General features: G+C 41.5%; 21 protein-coding genes, 1 pseudogene and 1 other annotated feature. Of the genes and pseudogenes, 11 read left to right on the top strand and 11 right to left on the bottom strand.

Features of this window, described 5'->3' with window-relative positions; genetic code table 11:
- Positions 1 to 156: 156 nt before the first annotated feature.
- Entirely contained in the window at positions 157 to 1083 is a 927-nt protein-coding gene (locus AC0VYC_RS10810; RefSeq protein WP_008343842.1) for an aldo/keto reductase, read from the top strand.
- 174 nt (positions 1084 to 1257) lie between these two features.
- On the opposite strand, the gene AC0VYC_RS10815 is transcribed toward AC0VYC_RS10810, so the two are convergent.
- A complete protein-coding gene (locus AC0VYC_RS10815; RefSeq protein ID WP_008343840.1) occupies positions 1258 to 1482 on the bottom strand; it encodes a YqkE family protein in 225 nt (74 codons plus the stop codon).
- 119 nt (positions 1483 to 1601) lie between these two features.
- Here AC0VYC_RS10815 and AC0VYC_RS10820 point away from each other — a divergent pair, with 119 nt between their 5' ends.
- Positions 1602 to 2531 carry an alpha/beta hydrolase gene (locus AC0VYC_RS10820; RefSeq protein ID WP_268431868.1) on the top strand — a complete coding sequence of 310 codons (930 nt, stop codon included), beginning with the start codon at positions 1602 to 1604 and terminating at the stop codon, positions 2529 to 2531.
- A gap of 24 nt (positions 2532 to 2555) precedes the next feature.
- On the opposite strand, the gene AC0VYC_RS10825 is transcribed toward AC0VYC_RS10820, so the two are convergent.
- The 3 genes and pseudogenes from AC0VYC_RS10825 to AC0VYC_RS10835 form a co-directional block, all read right to left on the bottom strand.
- The gene (locus AC0VYC_RS10825; RefSeq protein WP_025207573.1) at positions 2556 to 3818 is read right to left on the bottom strand and encodes a response regulator aspartate phosphatase; all 1263 of its coding nucleotides are present in this window, start codon (positions 3816 to 3818) and stop codon (positions 2556 to 2558) included.
- A 300-nt stretch (positions 3819 to 4118) separates the two neighbouring features.
- Entirely contained in the window at positions 4119 to 4358 is a 240-nt protein-coding gene (locus AC0VYC_RS10830) for a YqkC family protein (protein WP_008343836.1), read from the bottom strand.
- Positions 4359 to 4370: 12 nt separating this feature from the next.
- Positions 4371 to 4704 (bottom strand): annotated as a pseudogene (locus AC0VYC_RS10835) (iron-sulfur cluster biosynthesis family protein).
- 257 nt (positions 4705 to 4961) lie between these two features.
- Between AC0VYC_RS10835 and exlX the strand changes: the two are divergent.
- Complete coding sequence (exlX, locus tag AC0VYC_RS10840) at positions 4962 to 5624, top strand: expansin ExlX (RefSeq protein ID WP_235701804.1); 663 nt, start codon at positions 4962 to 4964, stop codon at positions 5622 to 5624.
- A gap of 17 nt (positions 5625 to 5641) precedes the next feature.
- Here the strand turns inward: exlX and AC0VYC_RS10845 are convergent, their stop codons facing one another.
- Positions 5642 to 6616, bottom strand: a complete 975-nt coding sequence (locus tag AC0VYC_RS10845) for a GNAT family N-acetyltransferase (protein ID WP_135009214.1) — start codon at positions 6614 to 6616, stop codon at positions 5642 to 5644.
- A complete protein-coding gene (locus AC0VYC_RS10850; protein ID WP_007501073.1) occupies positions 6613 to 7092 on the bottom strand; it encodes a GNAT family N-acetyltransferase in 480 nt (159 codons plus the stop codon). The genes AC0VYC_RS10845 and AC0VYC_RS10850 overlap by 4 nt, the downstream gene beginning before the upstream one ends.
- A 282-nt stretch (positions 7093 to 7374) precedes the next feature.
- Between AC0VYC_RS10850 and AC0VYC_RS10855 the strand changes: the two genes are divergently transcribed.
- The 4 genes from AC0VYC_RS10855 to AC0VYC_RS10870 all read left to right on the top strand — a co-directional run bounded on the left by AC0VYC_RS10855 (position 7375) and on the right by AC0VYC_RS10870 (position 11019).
- The gene (locus AC0VYC_RS10855) at positions 7375 to 7824 is read left to right on the top strand and encodes a YfmQ family protein (RefSeq protein WP_024718948.1); all 450 of its coding nucleotides are present in this window, start codon (positions 7375 to 7377) and stop codon (positions 7822 to 7824) included.
- Between the two features lie 141 nt (positions 7825 to 7965).
- Positions 7966 to 9198 (top strand): DNA polymerase IV, encoded by a 1233-nt coding sequence (locus tag AC0VYC_RS10860; RefSeq protein ID WP_475388442.1) that lies wholly within the window; start codon positions 7966 to 7968, stop codon positions 9196 to 9198.
- A 15-nt stretch (positions 9199 to 9213) separates the two neighbouring features.
- A complete protein-coding gene (locus AC0VYC_RS10865) occupies positions 9214 to 9558 on the top strand; it encodes a YolD-like family protein (protein WP_017367544.1) in 345 nt (114 codons plus the stop codon).
- A 225-nt stretch (positions 9559 to 9783) separates the two neighbouring features.
- Positions 9784 to 11019, top strand: coding sequence for an MDR family MFS transporter (locus tag AC0VYC_RS10870; RefSeq protein WP_008343828.1), 1236 nt, complete (start codon positions 9784 to 9786; stop codon positions 11017 to 11019).
- 31 nt (positions 11020 to 11050) lie between these two features.
- On the opposite strand, the gene coaA is transcribed toward AC0VYC_RS10870, so the two are convergent.
- Positions 11051 to 12010 (bottom strand): type I pantothenate kinase, encoded by a 960-nt coding sequence (gene coaA, locus AC0VYC_RS10875; protein WP_008342294.1) that lies wholly within the window; start codon positions 12008 to 12010, stop codon positions 11051 to 11053.
- A 188-nt stretch (positions 12011 to 12198) separates the two neighbouring features.
- Here coaA and AC0VYC_RS10880 point away from each other — a divergent pair, with 188 nt between their 5' ends.
- Both AC0VYC_RS10880 and AC0VYC_RS10885 read left to right on the top strand, forming a co-directional pair.
- Positions 12199 to 13527, top strand: coding sequence for a CoA-disulfide reductase (locus AC0VYC_RS10880; RefSeq protein WP_110487375.1), 1329 nt, complete (start codon positions 12199 to 12201; stop codon positions 13525 to 13527).
- 8 nt (positions 13528 to 13535) lie between these two features.
- A complete protein-coding gene (locus tag AC0VYC_RS10885; RefSeq protein WP_427243183.1) occupies positions 13536 to 13958 on the top strand; it encodes a VOC family protein in 423 nt (140 codons plus the stop codon).
- 16 nt (positions 13959 to 13974) lie between these two features.
- Here AC0VYC_RS10885 and AC0VYC_RS10890 read toward each other — a convergent pair whose 3' ends face one another.
- Positions 13975 to 14751, bottom strand: a complete 777-nt coding sequence (locus AC0VYC_RS10890; RefSeq protein ID WP_178930318.1) for an SDR family NAD(P)-dependent oxidoreductase — start codon at positions 14749 to 14751, stop codon at positions 13975 to 13977.
- Positions 14752 to 15714, bottom strand: a complete 963-nt coding sequence (locus tag AC0VYC_RS10895; protein ID WP_335350825.1) for an MBL fold metallo-hydrolase — start codon at positions 15712 to 15714, stop codon at positions 14752 to 14754.
- 169 nt (positions 15715 to 15883) lie between these two features.
- Positions 15884 to 16095: a binding site (T-box leader), on the top strand.
- Positions 16096 to 16136: 41 nt separating this feature from the next.
- Here AC0VYC_RS10895 and proC point away from each other — a divergent pair.
- Entirely contained in the window at positions 16137 to 16964 is an 828-nt protein-coding gene (gene proC / locus AC0VYC_RS10900) for a pyrroline-5-carboxylate reductase (protein WP_024718913.1), read from the top strand.
- Positions 16965 to 16999: 35 nt separating this feature from the next.
- On the opposite strand, the gene AC0VYC_RS10905 is transcribed toward proC, so the two are convergent.
- A complete protein-coding gene (locus AC0VYC_RS10905) occupies positions 17000 to 17491 on the bottom strand; it encodes a DinB family protein (protein ID WP_144679378.1) in 492 nt (163 codons plus the stop codon).
- A gap of 117 nt (positions 17492 to 17608) precedes the next feature.
- On the bottom strand, positions 17609 to 19222 hold the full coding sequence (locus AC0VYC_RS10910) for a M20/M25/M40 family metallo-hydrolase (protein WP_427243184.1): 1614 nt from the start codon (positions 19220 to 19222) through the stop codon (positions 17609 to 17611).
- 140 nt (positions 19223 to 19362) lie between these two features.
- Between AC0VYC_RS10910 and namA the strand changes: the two genes are divergently transcribed.
- A complete protein-coding gene (gene namA / locus AC0VYC_RS10915; protein ID WP_024718910.1) occupies positions 19363 to 20379 on the top strand; it encodes an NADPH dehydrogenase NamA in 1017 nt (338 codons plus the stop codon).
- Positions 20380 to 20490 lie beyond the last annotated feature (111 nt).

Genomic DNA, 20490 nt, shown 5'->3' on the forward strand with positions numbered 1-20490 from the left:
CTCGTTCTACTTTCACTTTTTACTTCATTCATTTTAACATAGATGTTTTAGAAGAAGCCAAAATGCGGATGCATGCTTCAATGCGCCTTTTGAAATCACCTAGCTTGAATTCCAGAATTGTTTCACTTAATGTGAAAGGATAGGAGTGTGATTGAATTGAAAAAAAGACGAATTGGCACCTCTGATCTCTTGGTTAGTGAGGCGGCACTAGGATGTATGTCCCTTGGGACTGAAAAAGAAAAAGCGCTCTCTTTATTAGATGAAGCCATTGATCTTGGGATTAACTATTTGGATACAGCTGATTTATATGATTTTGGAACAAATGAGGAAATCGTCGGGGAAGCCATTAAGAACAGACGCCAAGATCTGATTTTGGCCACAAAAGGCGGCAACCGCTTTGAAAAAGGCAAACCTGGCTGGGACTGGGATCCTTCAAAAGCATATATAAAAGAGGCAGTGAAACAAAGCCTGAAACGACTTCAAACAGATTATATTGATTTATATCAATTGCATGGCGGCACAATTGACGATCCAATTGACGAAACCATCGAGGCATTTGAAGAATTGGTTGAAGAAGGTGTCATTCGCTATTACGGCATATCGTCGATCCGTCCGAATGTCATTAAAGAATACGCCAAAAAATCAAATATCGTGAGCGTGATGATGCAATATAGTTTACTCGATCGTCGCCCAGAAGAATGGTTCTCTCTTCTTGAAGAACAAAGCATTAGTGTCGTGGCAAGAGGTCCTTTAGCAAAAGGATTATTAACTGAAAAACCCCTTTCGCAAGCAAGTGCGGCGATTCAAAAGAACGGGTATCTTGAATATTCATTTGAAGAGCTCCAGCAAATCATTCCTTCGTTAAAGAAAGTCGCTTATGACCTATCACTGACAGAGCTGTCCATTCAATACTTGCTCAAGCATTCTGCAGTCAGCTCTGTTGTTTTTGGCGCAAGCTCGGTGAAACAGTTAAAAGAAAATGTGGCAGCGGCAAATGCACGTTCATTAAGCGACCAAGAAGTTAAAGCTTTGTCATATTTCACAAAACAGTCTGTGTATGAGACGCATCGTTTGAATCAATAGAAGACAAATGGAAGAACAGCTTGCCACTTATGTTTTGTTTTAATGTACAACCCTATTGGTGCGATTTTGAAATGAAGTGATACGAGGGAGTCAGACGTGTTTTCTCTCAGCTCATGTAGTATGTATTCATCTCAATGATATAACATAAAAAAGGGAGCACCATAGCTCCCTTTTTTAACTTTTATACTTTCTCCAGTCTAAATGACTTTCATCTAGCAGCTCTGAGAAGCTTTTATTTTTTTCTTTTTCTTTCTGTTGCCGAAGGAGGTCTTGTCGTTTTTGTTCTTCTCTTTTTTCTGTCTCGGCGGCCAGATTCTGCTTCATTTGAAGGAGCTGCTGTTTCACATCATCCTTTATGCCGTCCTTTAGCTTTGCTTGATCTTGATTGGTCTTTTTCACTTTGCCTCTCTCCTTTTGCTTTAGTGTATCATCCGTTTTATTTGCTCAGCAAGAGTCACGCCAAACTCCCAACATGTGGTATGATCTTCATAGAAACCCTTCGGAAAGGAAGAATCAGCTTGAAGAAGAAATGGCTCGCTATACTCGCCTTGGTATTATTTCCACTCGCTGCAATCGGCATTTTTTTTACCAATAAAATGATGTATATACGAAAATTAACGGATGAAGAGCTCATCAAACGAGAATCAGATGAAGGGCACTATCATCACGAGGAGTTTCAACAGCTGCAAAAAGAGAAAGTTTGTATTCCTTCAGCATTTGGTTATGATCTTCATGGCTATTTTGTACCGATCCCTCATACAACACGTACCATCGTTCTTTGTCACGGGGTTACAGTCAGTTTGATCAATTCCGTGAAGTATATGAAATTATTCCAAAAGCTTGGATGGAATGTACTGCTTTATGATCATAGAAGACATGGGATGAGCGGCGGAAAAACAACGAGCTATGGATATTATGAAAAAGAAGATTTGGCTCAAGTCGTCAAGTGGCTGAGAAAAAGGCTTGGGGAAAAAGCAATCATTGGGATACACGGAGAATCGATGGGCGCAGTCACAACTTTATTATATGCTGCAAAACCGGATGCAAACGCCAATTTTTACATCGCTGATTGTCCTTTTGCTTCCTTTGAGGATCAGCTTCTGTATCGATTAAAAACAGATTTTCGTCTTTCAGGACAGTGGATTCTTCCACTAAGTGATCAAGTGTTGAAATGGCGGGACGGATACAGCATTCGGCAAGTTTCTCCACTTGATGTCATCGATCAGGTGAAAGAACCTATCCTTTTTATTCATAGCCTCCATGATGACTATATCCCTTGTGAGCAAAGCGAGCAGTTATACGCACGCAAAAAAGGTGATAAACGGCTATTTATTGCGCAACATGGTGCGCATGCGATGTCTTATAGTGACAATAAGGAAGTCTATGAACAAGAGGTCGAAGCATTTCTGGAAGCATTTCAATTCAATCAAAATGAAAGAGGAGAATGAACAGCCGTTCGTCTCCTCTTTTTGCTAACTTATACGATAGTCACCACTGTTGTATGGTGTCTGCCCGCCAGCTCCATATGGCTCTCTTCCGATTGCTGCTGACTCATGACCGATAACCCTGCAGTTGCTGCCAATAAAAGAACTATCAAACTCATTTTCATATAAATGACCTCCATTTTGAATTTTTGATATGGCTTGAATTTTCCTTTCGTAATACCGGGTAGAAACTTCAAATAATCCAAGCTCATTATAATAATGAGCCGCATCAAGTGCCAGTTCCTCAATATCTGGGTATAAACGCTTGTCCTCCAACAAATCTAATGTATCGTCTATGATTTTTATTTCTGCATCAACGTATAATGCTTTTAAAAACTGAAACTTGCAGATGTAAATTTCATCTTCTAATTCACAGGCTTTCATAATACCTTGTTGATAGAGGGTTAACGACTCTTCTATTTGTTTTTGTTTAAACAGGATTTGGGTCAGCATAAATAGTGGGTCTAGAGAGCGATTCAGATGGGTTAAATTCTCCTTTTCAAACACTTCAAGAGAGTCTTTGAGATAGCGACTTGCTGTAGCAAGATCGTTCATTTGGTAATAGCAGTTACCTAAGTTGAAAAGGGCCGAACCTATGACTCGAGGGTTTCCAATTGAGCGTGCTCGCTTTAGAGCATTTTTAAAGTAGGGCAATGCATGTTCATAGCATTTCAAATCATCATAGTTTGCACCTATGACAAATTCACAGTGGATGATTCTCAGCGTGTACGTTCTGTAGGCAGAGTACGTATCTAACGCTTGCAAAGCATAGTGCATCGAAAAGTGGGTTTGTTTCATGTGGTAGTATATTTCTGCTAATTTAAAATAAAATTCTGCTCTTTCTATATCATCTGATATGAGATTGAGCTTTTTTTCTGCGGAACGGTAATAAGCAATGGCGCTCAAATAGTTTCTCTGTTCAAATTCAAACATCCCTGTAAAAAAATGAACATAATATTCAAGCATATCTGTTAATTTGTTCTGCGAATGTTCAATTGTTTCTAGAAGCTTCTTAATCTCCTCATCATTCGAGGCTTTTTTTGCCGGTTCAAAATATTCAAGCATGACCTTATGTCGAAAATCCATCAGCTGGTAAAAAAGCAGCAAGTTCTGATCTTGCTCCATCTCAAGGATTTCCTGCTCGATCTCGGCTTTTAGCTTCTCTGCTTTCATGACATGAAATCCGCAAATCTGCCTATACCATTCGTTTATTTTGATTCCAACCTGAGGCGATGACAGCTTGAGCTTCAATTCACCTTAGCACCTCCCTCCTCATGTACGATACATGTTGTATTCTATCATATTTCCTCGAATGGAAGAAATATGAAATGTCGTTTTTCGTAAAGTTTTCGGTATCCCGCAATAACCGCTTTCATTGCCGATTTTTCGGCATTTACAGTCTCTATTTTTCTCTTTCTATTTTTCTCATTTTGTCTAAATGTTTGTTAAAAATGACTTTTTATCGTTGAAAAATCTCATTTTTCAAATTAGACAGTTCTCCTGTTTGATGAGATGATGATGGCACAAAAAAAGCCCTCTTCAGCAAAGGGCTTATAACACATCTGTTACGTGTTCCATATTCTCTTTTATCCAACTGACTGCTAATTCAAGCGTTGGAAATTCTTCCGTTTCAAATGTGACTTCATCTTGGAGAAGCCAGACGTCCTTTTTTACTGAATCCATTCCACCGATTGACCAGTGCAAAAGGCTATATGGATGATTATTATTTAAAAACGACACCCACGTTTTATTTTGTGCCGTATTTTGTATCACTTTCAGCTTTTGATCCACTACGTTTCCACCTTACTTTACAAGTATACCCATTCTCGGGCTGAGTATTTGTTGAGGACTTTTCAACATAAGTGTATTGGCTTTTTCATTAAAATCAATCGTCATTTCCTCGTCAAAAAACACCTTTTGTGCTGTGTGTATATATAGTTTTAAATGTTGGCTATTTTTAAGTGGTTCCCATTCACCTGTTCTTTCACTTGTTAACCAAAGCATCGGTACGCCACTCACTGCACAGCCACAACCTTCTGAATCGTAGCGAAGCAGTAATTCCTTCGTTCCGTTTCCTGTTTCCTGTTTGCTGTTTTTCTATATACGTTTTAGCCAGTTCTGTGATGTGAATATACATGGCGAACATCCTTTTTAAATTGATGCTTACATTGTAACACATAAAACACCATAAAACATGACACACGACTAAATCCGAAAGTCATACTCTTTGAAATACACGCTCTTCTCACTAGGATTATATCTATCTATTGGCTCTTTCTGCATCCTGTTTTTTAGAATTATACTGATGACGCTATCAATTTTAAAAGAAGAAACAGGAGGTTTTAGATCGTGAAAAAAAGATTATCTCTCTGCTTTATCGGGGCGCTGATATTGATGTTGAGTTTCACTATGCCCAACATGAAAGCGGCATCTATCCTTGATGAAGTACGAGAAAGCTATGCGACTTATACGGGATCTGGTTACTCAGGGGGCGCCGCTTTATTAGATCCTATTCCCTCTGACATGGAAATTACAGCTTTAAATCCCCATGACTATAACTATAAAGGGGTAAATGCGGCACTTGCAGGGGCTTACCTTGAAGTAACGGGGCCAAAAGGAAAGACCGTTGTGTATGTAACCGATAAATATCCAGAAGGAGCAAAAGGAGCTCTTGATCTTTCTCCTAATGCCTTTGCCAAAATTGGCAATATGGAAGATGGGAAAATCCCAATTAGTTGGAAAATTATAAAAGCACCGATTAGCGGAAATGTAGCTTACAGAATAAAAGAAGGTAGCAGTGAGTGGTGGGCTGCGATTCAAGTGCGCAATCATAAATATCCGGTTATGAAAATGGAATATTACAAAGATGGACAATGGGTGAACATGGAAAAGACAGACTACAACCATTTCCTTGGCTTTCATATGGGGTCTACATCTCTTCCTGTTCGAATCACAGATATTCGCGGGGTCATAGTAAAGGATCAATTACCCGCTCTTCCATCTACTGCTGCTTCACAGGCCTATATTGTAAAAGGCAATGTTCAGTTTCCTAATTAACGAGATGAAGAGGCAGCTTATTTAAGAGCTTCCTCTCTTCCTTCTTTATCCCAGCGATATGCCTCATTTTCTATTTCTTTTATGATTTCATTCTTTCCCGCCATATAGCTTTGTATATCTTCCGGATACTGCTTTGCTAATTGTTCCTTGACAGACGCATACGCTTCAGCTCGTTCTGGGTGGAGTCTTAAGTAATTTCGAAACAATAAATGTCTTTTCACATCAGGATGATTCCTTTCATACACATGGACATGATGCGTACGATTCAAGCCACCCTTTTGAAAAAAACGTCTCCCTTTTATACCATTTTCACCGAGCGCTTCGTATCCAAGGTGTTCAAATCTCTCTTTTTTTCTATCAATCTCTTCTATATCGCTTACTTCTATTAATATATCTATAATTGGTTTGGCAACAAGTCCTGTAACTGACGTGCTGCCTATATGGTATCCTTCTATCCAGCTCTTTTGAATGATTTGCTTGAGTCGCTGCTTTTCTTGACGGAATTCTTCATGCCATTCGTTTTTGAATTCGACAACCTCAACCTTGCGTCGCGGTGTCCATTTCATTTTTGATAGGGTGAGCTCTTTTTCCACATGAATGACATTTGTTTCAAAAAACCCTAATTTTTCATATAGCCTTTTTGCAGGGGTGTTTTCCTGCCCTGTGGTCAGTTCTATCGGCACATTCTTCTCTATGATTGTGGACATAAGTCTTGTTCCAATACCCTGCTTTAGCGCTTTTGGATGCACAGCCAATCGACTAATGATCAAACAATCTTTCAGCTCTTCATAAGAGACTACACCTAATAAGAGATCATGTTGCTGAAAACCAATAAATTGCTCTTTTGCTTTCATGACATCTTGAATGGTCTCTTTTAATGGCGGAAGATCAGCATAGCCAATTTGTTCAGCTTCTTGTTGGTATGCAGCTAGTTGAATATGTAAAATCTGCTTTGCTACATCACTTATTGTGTGATCTAAATAAACAATCATTTCATTGCCTCCAGCTTCTTCACAAATAACACACGGTCTTCATGAATGCCATCGTAATCTGAAAAGACTGAGATGCCATCTACTGTTTTATCTCCCTTTTCTATCTGAAACCCGAGTTTTGTATGGTAAGCAATGGAGACTTTATTGATAGGAGCTGTGACAGCTTTAATTGTTGTTCTTCCTTCCTTTTCAGCCGCTTCATAAAAAGCTTGATAGAGGATTTTACCTATCTTTAATTTACGGTGATCTGGGTGGACGCCAACAAAGTGAATATAGGCTTCATCCGAATGAGATTGCGATAAAAAACCAACCAAAAAGCCGATCAGCTCTCCCTTTTCAACGACAACAAAACTTGTTTGCTGGAAATGTTCAAAAAAGAGCTTTGGCAATTTTGCACGCAAATCTCTGCCTCCCCACCAGCTTTGAATGACGGATGTGACTGCGTAAAAATCTGACGGTTTCACTTGACGTATCATGATGGCCTCGCCCCTTTTTCCATTTTGGCTTTCCTTTGATTCGTTTTTTCTCAAAAATGCGATTGTTTCAATAGTCTACTGTCTGATCAAATGGTTGTAAAGACAGTATGCCTGTCTTTTTTCATGTTCATTTGTTGGTTCTTCGTCTTTCAGCCGTCATCTCCTTTTAAATCTTCACACTTATTTCAAAAAGTTCACTTTTTGTGCGAAAGTTTCATTCATTTGTTATGTTAAGATGGTTCATATAGGAAATGGTACAAATGTTTATTGGAGATGATGAGATTGGTTTGGGTTGTTATTTCGCTTGTTGTATTTAGTCTTTTAAAGCTGCTTGTCACCTCTTTGCCTTCTGGTGTTGTTGAGCGCCTTTTTAGCCGCTACGCCGTACATGCTAAAGTAACAAGTGAGCAAACAAATATTACTTTTCAAGGTCGTTCGCTTGATGAGCAGCGAGCATCTGAAATCATTCAACATTTTAATGATGCGATCTTTATTGAACGCTATTATATTTACCCTGGTGATGAAGAACGCTTTCTTCATCCGAATGAAGGGCCAGCGCCGCTTACTATGCAAACAAAGCATGGGAAACATGATGTCACCCTTTATCTGTTCCATTATGATGACCATGTGGATGTGGTTCGGCAGTTTACACATAAGCCAAAGAAAAAGCTGATGGCTTATCGTCTGCGTTCTGAACCGCTCCAAACATTCCACAACATGGCACATGCCTAACAATCGTTGCAGCAGACGAGACGAAGTGTTCACCACTTCGTCTTTTTTGTATGGACAGCTTTTGAATGATTTACCAGTATGAATTTCACCTCATGTTGTTTACAATAGATGCAGAACATACGTTCTTAGAGGTGAAGTACAATGAATGAACGAGCCATTCTGCTTGTGGATATGCAGTCATTTTATGCATCAGTTGAGAAGGTGGAGGCGCCTCATTTGGAGAATGTGCCGCTCATTGTCTCTGGAGATCCAGAACGAAGAAGCGGAGTCGTCCTGGCAGCCTGCCCTCTCGCGAAGAAACGTGGCGTACAAAATGCATCAAGGTTATGGGAAGCACAGGAGAAATGTCCTGAAGCAGTGGTTGTACGTCCACGTATGCAGCGCTATCTCGATGTCTCTGTCATGATTACAGAACTGCTTGAACAATACACAGACCTTGTCGAGCCATATTCCATTGATGAACAGTTTCTTGATATTACAGGCAGTCTTACACTATTCGGCTCTCCACATGAGATCGCTCAACATATACAAACAACGATTATGAATCAGACTGGCATTTACGCACGTGTGGGCATCGGCCCTAATAAAGTGCTCGCTAAAATGGCCTGTGACCATTTTGCCAAAAAAAACACATCCGGCATCTACGAACTGAGTGCCGACCGGGTTGCTGCTGATTTATGGCCGCTTCCAATTGGAAAATTATTTGGCGTCGGCAAACGAATGGAGCATCATTTGAAACGAATGGGCATCAGTACTATTGGCACACTTGCTACTTATCCGTTAGACCGATTAAAAAAACGCTGGGGAATCAATGGGGAGCTTCTGCAGCGAACAGCTTTAGGACACGATCCCTCCCCAGTCACTATTCACACACATGATCAGCAAAAAGCCGTTGGGCATCATATGACCCTTCCCCGTGATTACGCATCTTTTGAGGATATCAAAGTCGCTCTTCTTGAATTGAGTGAGGAAGTCGCTAGGCGGGCACGTTTTAAGCATTATCTCGGTCAAACGGTGTCTGTTGGTGTAAGAGGGGCTGATTTTTCACATCCAACAGGCTTTCATCGACAAATGAAGCTTCATTCACCGACACAGTATGGCTCAGATATTGCAGAGGCAGCGATTCAGCTATGCCAGCAGCACTGGGATGGCCAGCCCATTCGCAGTGTAGGCATTACCCTCTCACAGCTGCAGCCTGACAGCCACTATCAGCTGACTTTATTTGATCATCATTTGAAGAAAGATCAACTCAGCAAAGTATTTGATGAAATCCATCTGAAATATGGACCTGCGGCATTATTGCATGCTTCGTCACTGACAAGCGCAGGGCAGGCATATCACCGCGCCGAAAAAATTGGCGGGCATTACAAATAACGGAGGCGAACAAGCATGAATCCCAATAAATTAACACCTGGATACAACATCATGTGGGAATCAAGCCGAATGATGCTACCAGAGCACCGGGAGCAACTACTTGCTCAAAAACGAAAGAAAAAAGAATATACACCTCTACCGCTCAGCTCCGATCAGCTAGAGGAAATGAATGTTTTGATCACACAGTCGATTACCGAGGATCAAGCGATTTGCGTGACATATGTCTCATCAGGCATGAAAGCACAGTTTTGGGGCTGGGTGAAAGCCATTCATTATGAAACACGCCAAATGAAAATCGTGAATGACGAAGATGTTCTAAACCTTTCCTTACATCAAATTATTGCCATCGATCTCAATTGATTTTCGCAAAACGAAAACATGATCATTGAAAAACACGCTTCGTTTTTCTGAAAAAACCCATCAAGGCTTAAAACCTTGAAAACGAGGCATATGCTCTTCGAATGAACGGAACAGTTCAAGCTTCTCTGTCATTTGACGGATGACTCCTCCATCAAATTGTGTATTTAATTTGCACAATTTTTCATGTATGATTGGAACATCTTACAAACTCAGGGGAGACACAGCATGAAAAATAACTTACGCACTTTACATCCACTTAGTTGGACGATCATCATCGGCACGATATTTGGCCGAATGGCGACATCCATGAGCATTCCCTTTTTAGCCGTTTATTTGACACAAGTCAAAGGCGCCTCAGCCTCTTCAGCTGGATTGATCATTGCCGTCAGCTCTCTTATTGGGATTGTTGCGAGTTTTTACGGCGGCTATGTTTCCGACCGAATCGGCAGAAAAAAGGTCATGCTTTTATCCATCTTTGGCTGGACACTTGTCTTTGTTGGCTTCGCATTTGCAGATGCCATTTGGGTCTTCTTTTTTATGAATGCTTTAAATGGACTGTGCCGGGCGCTGTTTGAACCAACGTCTAAAGCACTCTTATCCGATGTCACCCCATCGAGCATTCGGTTGTTTGTCTTTAACTTACGGTATACGGCCATTAACATTGGTGTCATTTTCGGCCCGCTGCTTGGCTTATATCTCGGGTCATCAAAAACGACTTTTCCATTTCTCGTCGCTGCCCTCATTTACTTGTTGTATGGGTTAACGCTGGCATGGCAATTTCAAAAGCATCCAGTGGCTGCTCCAGAAAGCACCAAACAAATCGGCGTCAAAAAAGCTCTTTCCATTATTCAGAAAGATACGGTCTTTAGCATCATCCTCATTGGCGTTACTTTATGTTCATTTGGCTATTCACACCTAAGCTCAACACTGCCTCAATATTTATCGGCATCCCCTATGATTGAGGATGGCCCTAAACTGTTTGGGTATCTTTTATCCTTAAACGCAGTGGTTGTCATTGTCGTTCAGTACCCGCTGATTATGATCGCTAAGCGCTATTCAACGATTTTGTCATTAACGACTGGGAACGTGCTTCTAGCAGGCAGTTTGTTTGCCATTGCTTTTTCACAAAGTCTCGGTACGCTTGCTTTTATCATTGTCGTGTTTACGATTGGTGAAGTGCTGCTATTTGCGATGATGGATCTGTTTGTAGACAATATTGCAAAACCTGAAGTGAAAGGATCATACTTCGGCGCAATGGGGTTTTCTCAGCTCGGCAGCGTCGTCGGACCGTTTGTCGGAGGATTGTGTATTGACTTATTTGGCGCAGCCCATCCCCTTTCTATTTTTTCAGTCTTGGCGATTGTCACCGCTGCAGGCGTTCCGTTTTTACTTATCGGATACTACCGCCTAAAAAAACGAACGGCGGCTGCCGTGGCTGTGAAAGTAAGTGGAGGTCATTAAAAAAAAACCGCTCTCAATTGAGCGGTTTTCTTTATACCCTGCGGATGGCGATCTCTTCCACCTTATGCTGATCGCCTTTTTTTAAAATCAAATCGGCTCTATATTTTGTCGGCAAAATATTTTCATATAAATTTGGCCGGTTCACTGTATTCCAAATCGTGCTTGCCATCTGATCTGCTTCTTCATCCGTCAAATCTTTGTATTGATGAAAGAAAGATTCAGGGTCTTGGAAGGCTGTTTCCCGCAGCAAACGGAACCGTTCTTTATACCAGCATTGAATTTGCGTCTCAGCGGCATCTACATAAATCGAAAAATCGAAGTAATCTGATACAAACACGCGCGGCTCATCCTTCAGATCATCCAGTGCCGGTGATTGCAACACGTTGATCCCTTCAATGATCACAATATCTGCATCTTCTACTGTTTCATACACCCCTTCAAGACGGTCATAGGTCAGATGTGAATATACAGGTGCATGCACAGTTTGTTTCCCTGATTTTAATTCATTTAAAAACGAAAGTAGTGCTTTAACATCATAGCTTTCCGGGAAGCCTTTCTTTTCCATCAGCCCCCGATCTTTTAACTCTTTTTGAGGATACAAAAAGCCGTCCGTTGTTACGAGACTCACCTTCAGCCCATCTCCAAGCCTTGATAAAAGTGTTTCAATAATACGTGCTGTCGTGCTTTTTCCGACGGCCACACTTCCTGCAATCCCAATTAAAAAAGGGATTTTCGCATGATGCGGGTAGTTTAAAAAAGCATTGACATGCTGATTTTTTTGTTTTTCTGCAAAGACATGTAATGTCAGAAACCGAATAAGCGGTATGTAAATATCTCGCACTTCTTCTAGCGATAAGTAGTCGTTTAATCCTTGAAGTGCTCTCACTTCTTCTTCTGAAACAGATACCGGCATATATTCTCCAAGAGCGGCCCAGGCCTCTCTCGTATGGCGTGTATATAGTGTATTAAAATCTAGTCGTTCGTCACCCAAAGTCTTTCCCACCAATCTAAACTAAACTCATAACCAAAAAGACGATAATCCGATTGTAGCTTAAAATGAAGGCGCTGTCTTTATTTTTCAACGAAAGTTTGCTTCTTTTGCGAAAAAAAAGCATTAAATAAAGGAAAATGAGGGTAAATAAGAGTATTCAGTTTGATAGATAGAAGGGAGCACACCAAATGAAATATGTGATGATTGGCGGAGATGCAGCAGGAATGAGCTGCGCTATGCAAATATATAGAGAGGATCCAGACGCGCAAATTGTAGCTTTTGAAAAAGGAGAGATTTTCTCATATGGACAGTGCGGACTCCCCTACTTGATCGGCGGTCTCATTGATCATCACAGAAAACTCATCGCACGCAGCGCTGAAACTTTTCGTGACAAATACGGAATTGATGCCAGATGCTTACACGAAGTGACCTCAATTGACCCGGAGCAAAAAACAGTATCGGGTATTCATTCTAAAACAAAAGAGCCCTTTACAGAAACGTATGACCGTCTGTTAATTGCGACAGGAGCAAGCCCCGTCACACTTGATCTAGACAGTCATTCATTAGAAGGTGTCCACGTATTAAAAACAATCCCGCATGCGCTGTCTATTTTAGACAATCTAAAAAAAGACGTCACACATATCACGATCATCGGAGGAGGATATATCGGCTTAGAAATGGCAGAAAATTTAAAAGGGCTAGGCAAAGATGTTCATATCATTCAGCGGGGTGCAACACTTGGCCCAGGCTTTGATCCCGATATGGCAAAATATCTGAAAGAAGAAGCGGACAATCAAAGCATTCAAGTAGTACTTGGTGAAACAGTGCAAAAATTGAAGGGCAAGACACATGTAACAGCTGTTCAAACAGACAAACAGACAATTGAAACAGATATGGTCATCATTGCCGTTGGCGTCACTCCGCAAACATCCTTTTTAGACAGCACAGGAATTCAGCGTCTTCAAAATGGTGCAGTTGTTGTGAATGAATACATGCAGACGAATGTACAAGATATCTATGCGGCGGGTGACTGCGCAGCGACCTACCACCGTATCAAAAAGGAACTGGACTATATTCCGCTCGGCACGACAGCAAATAAACAAGGAAGAATCGCAGGCTTTCATATGACAGGAACAAACCGTGCGTTTCAAGGCGTAACCGGCACAGCGGTGATGAAATTTATGGACGTGACGGCGGGACGAACAGGTTTGTCAGAGAAAGAAGCAAAAGACGCGGGCCTTCCTTTCTCCACCATCACCATCGACAGCACTGACCACGCTGGATATTACCCAGATGCAGAGAAAATAAAAGTGAAACTGATTTACAGAAGCGATGATCACACCTTGCTTGGCGCACAAATCATTGGTAAAGAAGGTGTTGATAAACGAATTGATGTCATGGCAACTGCTCTTTATCAAGGGCTGACTGTGACAGACCTTGAAGATTTAGATATTAGCTATGCCCCTCCTTTTAACAGTGTATGGGATCCACTTCAGCAAGCGGCAAGACGAATATAGAAAAAGGAGTGAAGCCATTGACCATTCAACAAATTGCTACTATTGAAATTCCTGTGACTGATATCACCCGGGCTGTCTCTTGGTATGAACAGATTTTAGAGATGATCGTTCTACATCAATCAGAAGAAGCCGCCATGCTCACTTTTACTCATGGCGAGGGGCCTTCTTTTTATCTCGTCAAAACAAAACACGAGAAACGAATCTACTTTATGAACTCTTTTACAGGAGTTCGGCATAGTATGATTGATCTATTTGTGAAGGATTTAAAAAACTTTCACCAGTATTTAAGCGAGCATGAAGTGACCGTATCGGATATTCAAATATTAGCTAACCCAGACTTAGGCGGTTTTAGCTTCGAAGATGTTGATGGCAATGTCTTTGGCGTCACCAATATCAAGCCCCATCAAACAAAAAAAGAAACCAGCCTGTGACCGGTTTCTTTTTTTGTTATTTTTTCATCATCGCTTTACGTGCTGCTTTTTCAAATAAAAACGGGAATAATTGATACAATTTACTGCCAGCATTCATCCATCCTGGTAAATTAATCTCTCTTTTTTTTGTCATCATGGCGGATACGACCTTCCCTGCTACCTTGTCAGCACTGAGCATCATAAAATCAACATTTTTCACATATTCACCACTGCGATCTGCAATGGTAAAGAAGTCTGTGGCAATCGGTCCTGGATTGACAGTTGTGACATGAATTCCGCTGTCTGCCAGCTCCATTCTCAGGCTGTTTGAAAAACCGAGAACCGCATGCTTTGATGCGGAATAGATGGCGGATTTAGGGGTGGCAATTTTGCCTGCCTGTGACGCAATATTGATAATATGTCCCTCCCCTCTTTGTTTCATCTCAGGAAGGACCTTTTTTGTGCAGGCAATTAAACCAAAGACATTGACCTCAAACATCGACACCATTTCCTCAATGGATGCGTCCTCGACGAGATCGAACACACCAAAGCCGGCATTGTTCACCAAAATATCAACAGCGCCCACTTGTTGATAGGCTTGATCAATGTCCTCAAGCTGACTGACATCAAGCTGAACGATGTGACATACGCCGCCAGCACTTATAATCTTTTCTTTTACACCTGTGAGCTTTTCAATTCGTCTTGCCGACACAATGATTTCTGCTCCTTCGGCTGCTGCCAAGTACGCCATCTTTTCACCAATACCGCCTGAAGCACCTGTAATCCATATTCTCTTTCCTGTTAGTCGCCCCATTTATTTCACTCCTTCATTTGCTCGATAGTAGAGGATTCCGTCTTTTTGCACTTCTTCAATATGTCCAGCCGCTAAAAGCACATCAAGCTGTCCGACTGTCTCAGACATTGTCAAAAATAATGCTTCTTCATACAGGCCCGGAAATAGGGTGCGACAAAGATGAAAGGCGGTCATTTCCTTTCGTTGAAGCAGCTGATACATCGTATTTGCCCGTTTTTCCTGTTTTTTAAATCTTTCTTCGATCAATTCGTGATGAGAGGTAATGAGCTGGCCATGCCCTGGATAAATCGTCTGAATGGGCAAATGCAATAAACGCTCGAGTGATGCTTTATATTGAAGCAACGATTTTTGACGTTCTGTTCCTTTCATTGGCGCTTCCATTAACGGATTGGAAGAAATGGTCGTAAGCAGCAGATCACCGCCGATGAAATTCCCTGTTGTTTCATCTAAAAAAGAAAGATGAGATTGTGCATGTCCCGGGGTCTCCAGCACTTGGAAGTGCTCATGTCCCTTCAAACGATCGCCTTCTTTTATGACGTCATCGACATGTGCCGTACATGAATATGTATAGGACTGCCTCACAATTCTTTCACACTCACCTTGACGAAGCGGCACACCTAACTGCTGAAAAAAATCATTCATAAAATGGATTTGACGCTGTTTAAACGCTGCATCCTGACTAATATAGGGCTCATTCAACTCGTGTCCGATGACACGGACATGGGATTTCATCAGATCTAAAAGACCGACATGATCTGCATGATGATGTGTCAAAACCACTTGATCAATATCATCTATTGATAAATGATGTTCCTTTAATTGCGTGACAAAGGCATGCTGTGCCTCTTGTGTCATCGGTCCGCAATCGACTAAGGTCACGGCATCGCCTTTTAATATATATGCATGGACATCCCCCACCGCAAACGGTGTAGGGATGGATAATTGAATCATTTCTTCTTTCACTTTTATACGTCATCTCCTGATTTTTGTCTCATAGATCATCTGAACTCACTCTTCTTTATTCATTGTATCTTGCAAAGGGCAGACTGTCATGCGGTTTAGATGGTCAATTTTTTTATCTCTCCCTATTGACACAAACTTGTCCATCGTTGCATAATGAACAACAAATATAAGATGCGCGATGACAAGGATTAGTAAGCAAAATAACGATGCAAGAGAGTGAGGTCCGCCGGCTGTAAGACTTCACCATCCTCTTATTTGCTGAACCTGCCCTTTGAGCTGTTAGGCAAACCTAAACGTTTCCCGCGTTAAGGGACTAGAGCTGAGTATGCAACATTGCATGCTAATTGAGGGTGGTACCGCGAAAAACCTTTCGTCCTTTGCAGACGAGAGGTTTTTTTATTTTCTACAAGGAGGAGCAGCTTATGAGTAAAATTGGATTTATTGGTGCAGGCTCAATGGCCGAGTCTATGATTAAAGGTCTTTTAAAGAGCGGCATTATGTCAAATGAAGATATCATTGTCACAAATAAAACAAATGAAAAACGATTAGAAGAATTAAATGCACGTTATGGAGTCAAAACAGATTTCGCTCGTTCCTTTATTTATGAAGAAGCCGATATGCTGGTGTTTGCTTTAAAACCAAAAGATGCGGAAAGTGGAATTTCTGAAGTAAGGCCCCATTTAAATGGACAGCTGATTATTTCTATTTTAGCGGGCATTTCTATTGAAACCATTCAGCATTATGCTGGCGCAAAAACGGCGGTGGTTCGTGCGATGCCAAATACATCAGCAGCCATACAACAATCAGCTACTGGCATTGCTGTCAGTGATGAAGTCACAGAGGCGCAAAAGGAAAAAGCAGTTCAACTGTTTGAAACGATCGGTCATGTGACGGTTTTAGATGAATCACAGCTGAATGCGGTCACAGCCATTGCAGGCAGCGGTCCTGCCTTTATTTATCATTTGATTGAAGGAATGGAGCGAGGTGCATCGGAACTTGGGATGGACCAAGAGACAGCGAAATTGCTCATTTGTCAAATGATTGCAGGCGCTGCAAATATGCTTCAGGATAGCGGTAAGGAACCTGCTGAATTGCGCAAAGAAATTACGAGCGAAGGTGGAACGACAGAAGCAGGACTGAATACCCTTGCTTCCTATCAATTTGAAGAAGCGATTGTCGATTGTGTGAAAACAGCGACAAAACGCGCAGCAGAATTAAACGACATGTTTTCAGCGAGTACGTATAAATAATATAGAAAAGCACCTGCCTTGATGACAGGTGCTTTTCATCTATCACTCGATGCTCTCATGGATATGATGGCTTTGATTTGATCGAGGTGATGAATTTCATGTAAAGCAATGGTTTCAGCTAATATTTGGACTGTCATCATCCCTTCTTCAGGATGGAGACCTGAAAAATCCCATGTATCCTTTTCTAATAGTTGTAGTGTTTTGTTTCTGCTCTCTTTTAAGCGCTCGATCAATGCACTGACCTCTTGTGCGGTATACGTTTCATAAGCTCTTCCCTTCACATATATCTCTGGATCATATGATGCGAAAAGCGTGTGCTCATTTGATATTGCCTGCTCTATCCGCTCTGACCAGACTTCTTCTGTATCATACAAATGTCCAACAATTTGTTTAATCGACCACTTGCCTTCCCCAAAAGATTCATCTAATGTAGCCTCATCACATGTCCATAATAACTCCTCAAGCTTACGCAAACTCTCTTGAAGTGATGTCATGATCTCTGTTTTTGTTAGTACTCCTGTTTTCACTCTCACAATCCCCCTTCAAATATATGTAAGTATCATTCTATATCATACTCTATTTCTTTAGACAGAAGGTGATTAAAATCAAAAAGAAAAGCCCTATCATGGCGATAGGGCTTTCACTTAATTCTTTTCTAGTAAAGCATGAATTGTTGATTCTAAGAGCGACGGCAAAACGCCAAAAGAGAATGGGACATGCAGCCGTTCTGTCCATTTGTGCGCATCCTTTCCTAATGGACCAACGTTGATGACAGGAACGTTAAGAGCTTCTTTTTCTCCTTGTGGTAACGAGTAGCCTTTTTGGTATAGCGGCATGTTGGCTGTATAATCGGCTATATCTTGATTTTCAAGCTGTAAGTAGCTTAAATCAGATAAACCAGGAAAATATTTGACTTCTTCTACTTCGATTCCATAGATCTCTTTTGCTTCTCTTTGAATCTTCTTTAAGGTCGTTTGAATATGCAGATCGTTTGTTGAAGAAACAGATGGGTAAAATGGCGGACTATAAAACAACACAACCAGTGCTCCATCTTCCTTACAAAGGGTCGTCAGTTCTGATACAATTTTGGTTGAAAAATCACGATCCCCAAGCTCACCCCGGTTGGCAAAGGCGTAGTTGACAATTCGCTCGACCTCCTGCTTGCCGGATCGTTCAGCAGCTTTTTCGTACAGCTCATGATACGTTAACACCGTGATGTTTGTATCGATGGGTGTAAAATGTTTAAAGCGTTGAAATGCAGCGGTTTTCTGTTTGAGATTGGCTTCGATTTGGGCTGCTGCTTGTTTCGCAGTTTCATAGAGGAGCCCGTGAAGCTCTTCACTAGAGCGGTTCATCATCAGCACATTAAATAAAGAAACAGCCGTGTGAGGCGTTTGAACAGAGTAAGCTTCTTTCAAATCCTTTTGCATCAAATTGGTCGGAGGCGGTGTCACTTCACCATCTACTTCCTCACAATAATCACTATTTAGTTCTAACAGCCTGTTTAATTCAGATACCATAAAATTTGCATTTAATCCTGAGAAGGGCTCACCTACATGTGTTTCAATTCCTTTGCAGAAAAATCCCGCAAGTACCTTCCCTATACTACCTGTATAGATGTATTGGTGCGCATCCCCGGGATACTTTTCAAACATCGGCTCACTGTTTAAACACGCGGTATACTCAAGGTCATACGTCTCCTTGAGCTCCTTTAGTTTCGGAACAGCCTCCAGCATTCCCTGTGAATTCACTTCTTCATCTGGCACTGTGACGAGCAGAATATTTCCTTCAAACCTCCCCGCCATCGCTCTTTCCAGCATGGAAAGCTGAACAGTCAGGCCTGCTTTCATATCCATGGACCCTCGCCCAAACAGCCAGTCACCTGAAGCTAAATCCTCTCTTGCCCTTTTTGGAAGAAGTGCACTTTTTTGAGAAAAGGAGGCCATTAACTCTTCGGGCTTACACGCCATATTTTGAAATTCTCCGTAATCCTCTGTATCGACGACATCAAAATGGCTGAGGAGTAAAACAGTACGTGGCAGCGTACTTCGTTTGACAAGTGCCGTTAAAAAATACCGGCCATCTTTCATTGGATGCAAAGCCAAGTGATCAGGATGCTGCTCAAAATATGGTTGCTCCCTCAGCAAGTAATATAAATATTCCGCTAATGCGACTTCTCCCGTTGTACCAGATATGCTTTCATACTGCATCAGAGCTGTGAGTAGCTCCTTTAGTTCACTTTCCGTTTGCCATTTCATCCGTTTATCCCCCTTTGATGTCCATATCTTTCATTATACAAAATCATGTTCAAAAGCTATATGGTTTGAGCACCTTTTATGACGAATGTTTGAATGACTGTTATAATCGGCTATACCATTCTATGAGGAGGCGAAGGTAATTGGAAACAAAGCTTTTTTCACCTTGGACATTAAAAGGTGTCACACTCAAAAACCGCATCGTCATGTCCCCGATGTGTATGTATTCATCCTATGACCGTGATGGAAAATTACAGCCTTTCCACTTTGCACATTATATTTCCCGTGCGCAAGGTCAGGCCGGATTAATTATGGTCGAGGCAAGTGCTGTTTCACCTGAGGGAAGAATTAGTGATCAGGACCTCGGAATTTGGAGTGATGAGCACATTGAAGGGTTTGCCTCATTAAACGAACAAATCAAAGCGTACGGAACAAAAACGGCCATCCAGCTAGCCCATGCAGGACGCAAGGCTGAGCTAGATGGTGACATTCTTGCTCCATCCAGCATTCCATTTGACGAGCAATCTAAAACACCTCTTGAGATGTCTATCGATCAAATAAAAGACACCGTTCAGGCGTTTCAAGATGCCGCTGTCCGCGCCAAGAAAGCTGGATTTGACATCATTGAGATTCATGGTGCGCATGGCTATTTGATTAACGAATTTCTCTCACCGCTTGCCAATCACCGGACAGATGAATATGGCGGTTCACCAGAAAATCGTTATCGCTTCTTGAGAGAAGTTGTTGATGCAGTCAATGAAGTGTGGGATGGACCATTATTTGTCCGTGTATCCGCTTCTGATTACACAACAAAGGGACTAGATATTGCAGATTATATTGGCATTGCCGCATGGCTGAAAGAGCAAGGAGTCGACTTAATTGATGTGAGCTCAGGCGCTGTGGTGCAAGCCAGTATTAAAACATTCCCCGGCTACCAAGTCACCTTTGCTGAGAAAATAAGAGAAGGTGCCGGCATCCAAACAGCCGCTGTTGGTATGATCACATCTGGTGTACAGGCCGAAGAAATTTTACAAAATCAGCGTGCTGACTTGATCTTTATCGGCAGAGAATTTTTACGGGATCCTTATTTCCCAAAAACAGCCGCTAAAGAGCTTCGTACATCCATCGAAAGCCCGCGCCAATACGATCGCGCTTGGTAACATCTTTAAGCAAAAAGGTGTCTATTTTTTGAAATAGGCATCTTTTTTGTTTTTAAGAGAAACATCTTTGCCTTTTGTGCCGTCTTTTAGCTAAAGAACCACTTAGAGGAG

The organism is Bacillus sp. iso_77, from assembly GCF_056173625.1.

Coding starts and splice junctions, on each gene's coding strand:
- AC0VYC_RS10860 (WP_475388442.1), top strand. CDS start 7,966: ATGAATGAACGAGCCATTCTGCTTGTGGATATGCAGTCATTTTATGCA.
- exlX (WP_235701804.1), top strand. CDS start 4,962: ATGTTGAGTTTCACTATGCCCAACATGAAAGCGGCATCTATCCTTGAT.
- AC0VYC_RS10890 (WP_178930318.1), bottom strand. CDS start 14,751: ATGGGGCGACTAACAGGAAAGAGAATATGGATTACAGGTGCTTCAGGC.
- AC0VYC_RS10850 (WP_007501073.1), bottom strand. CDS start 7,092: ATGATACGTCAAGTGAAACCGTCAGATTTTTACGCAGTCACATCCGTC.
- AC0VYC_RS10845 (WP_135009214.1), bottom strand. CDS start 6,616: ATGATTGTTTATTTAGATCACACAATAAGTGATGTAGCAAAGCAGATT.
- AC0VYC_RS10865 (WP_017367544.1), top strand. CDS start 9,214: ATGAATCCCAATAAATTAACACCTGGATACAACATCATGTGGGAATCA.
- AC0VYC_RS10870 (WP_008343828.1), top strand. CDS start 9,784: ATGAAAAATAACTTACGCACTTTACATCCACTTAGTTGGACGATCATC.
- AC0VYC_RS10910 (WP_427243184.1), bottom strand. CDS start 19,222: ATGAAATGGCAAACGGAAAGTGAACTAAAGGAGCTACTCACAGCTCTG.
- proC (WP_024718913.1), top strand. CDS start 16,137: ATGAGTAAAATTGGATTTATTGGTGCAGGCTCAATGGCCGAGTCTATG.
- AC0VYC_RS10880 (WP_110487375.1), top strand. CDS start 12,199: ATGAAATATGTGATGATTGGCGGAGATGCAGCAGGAATGAGCTGCGCT.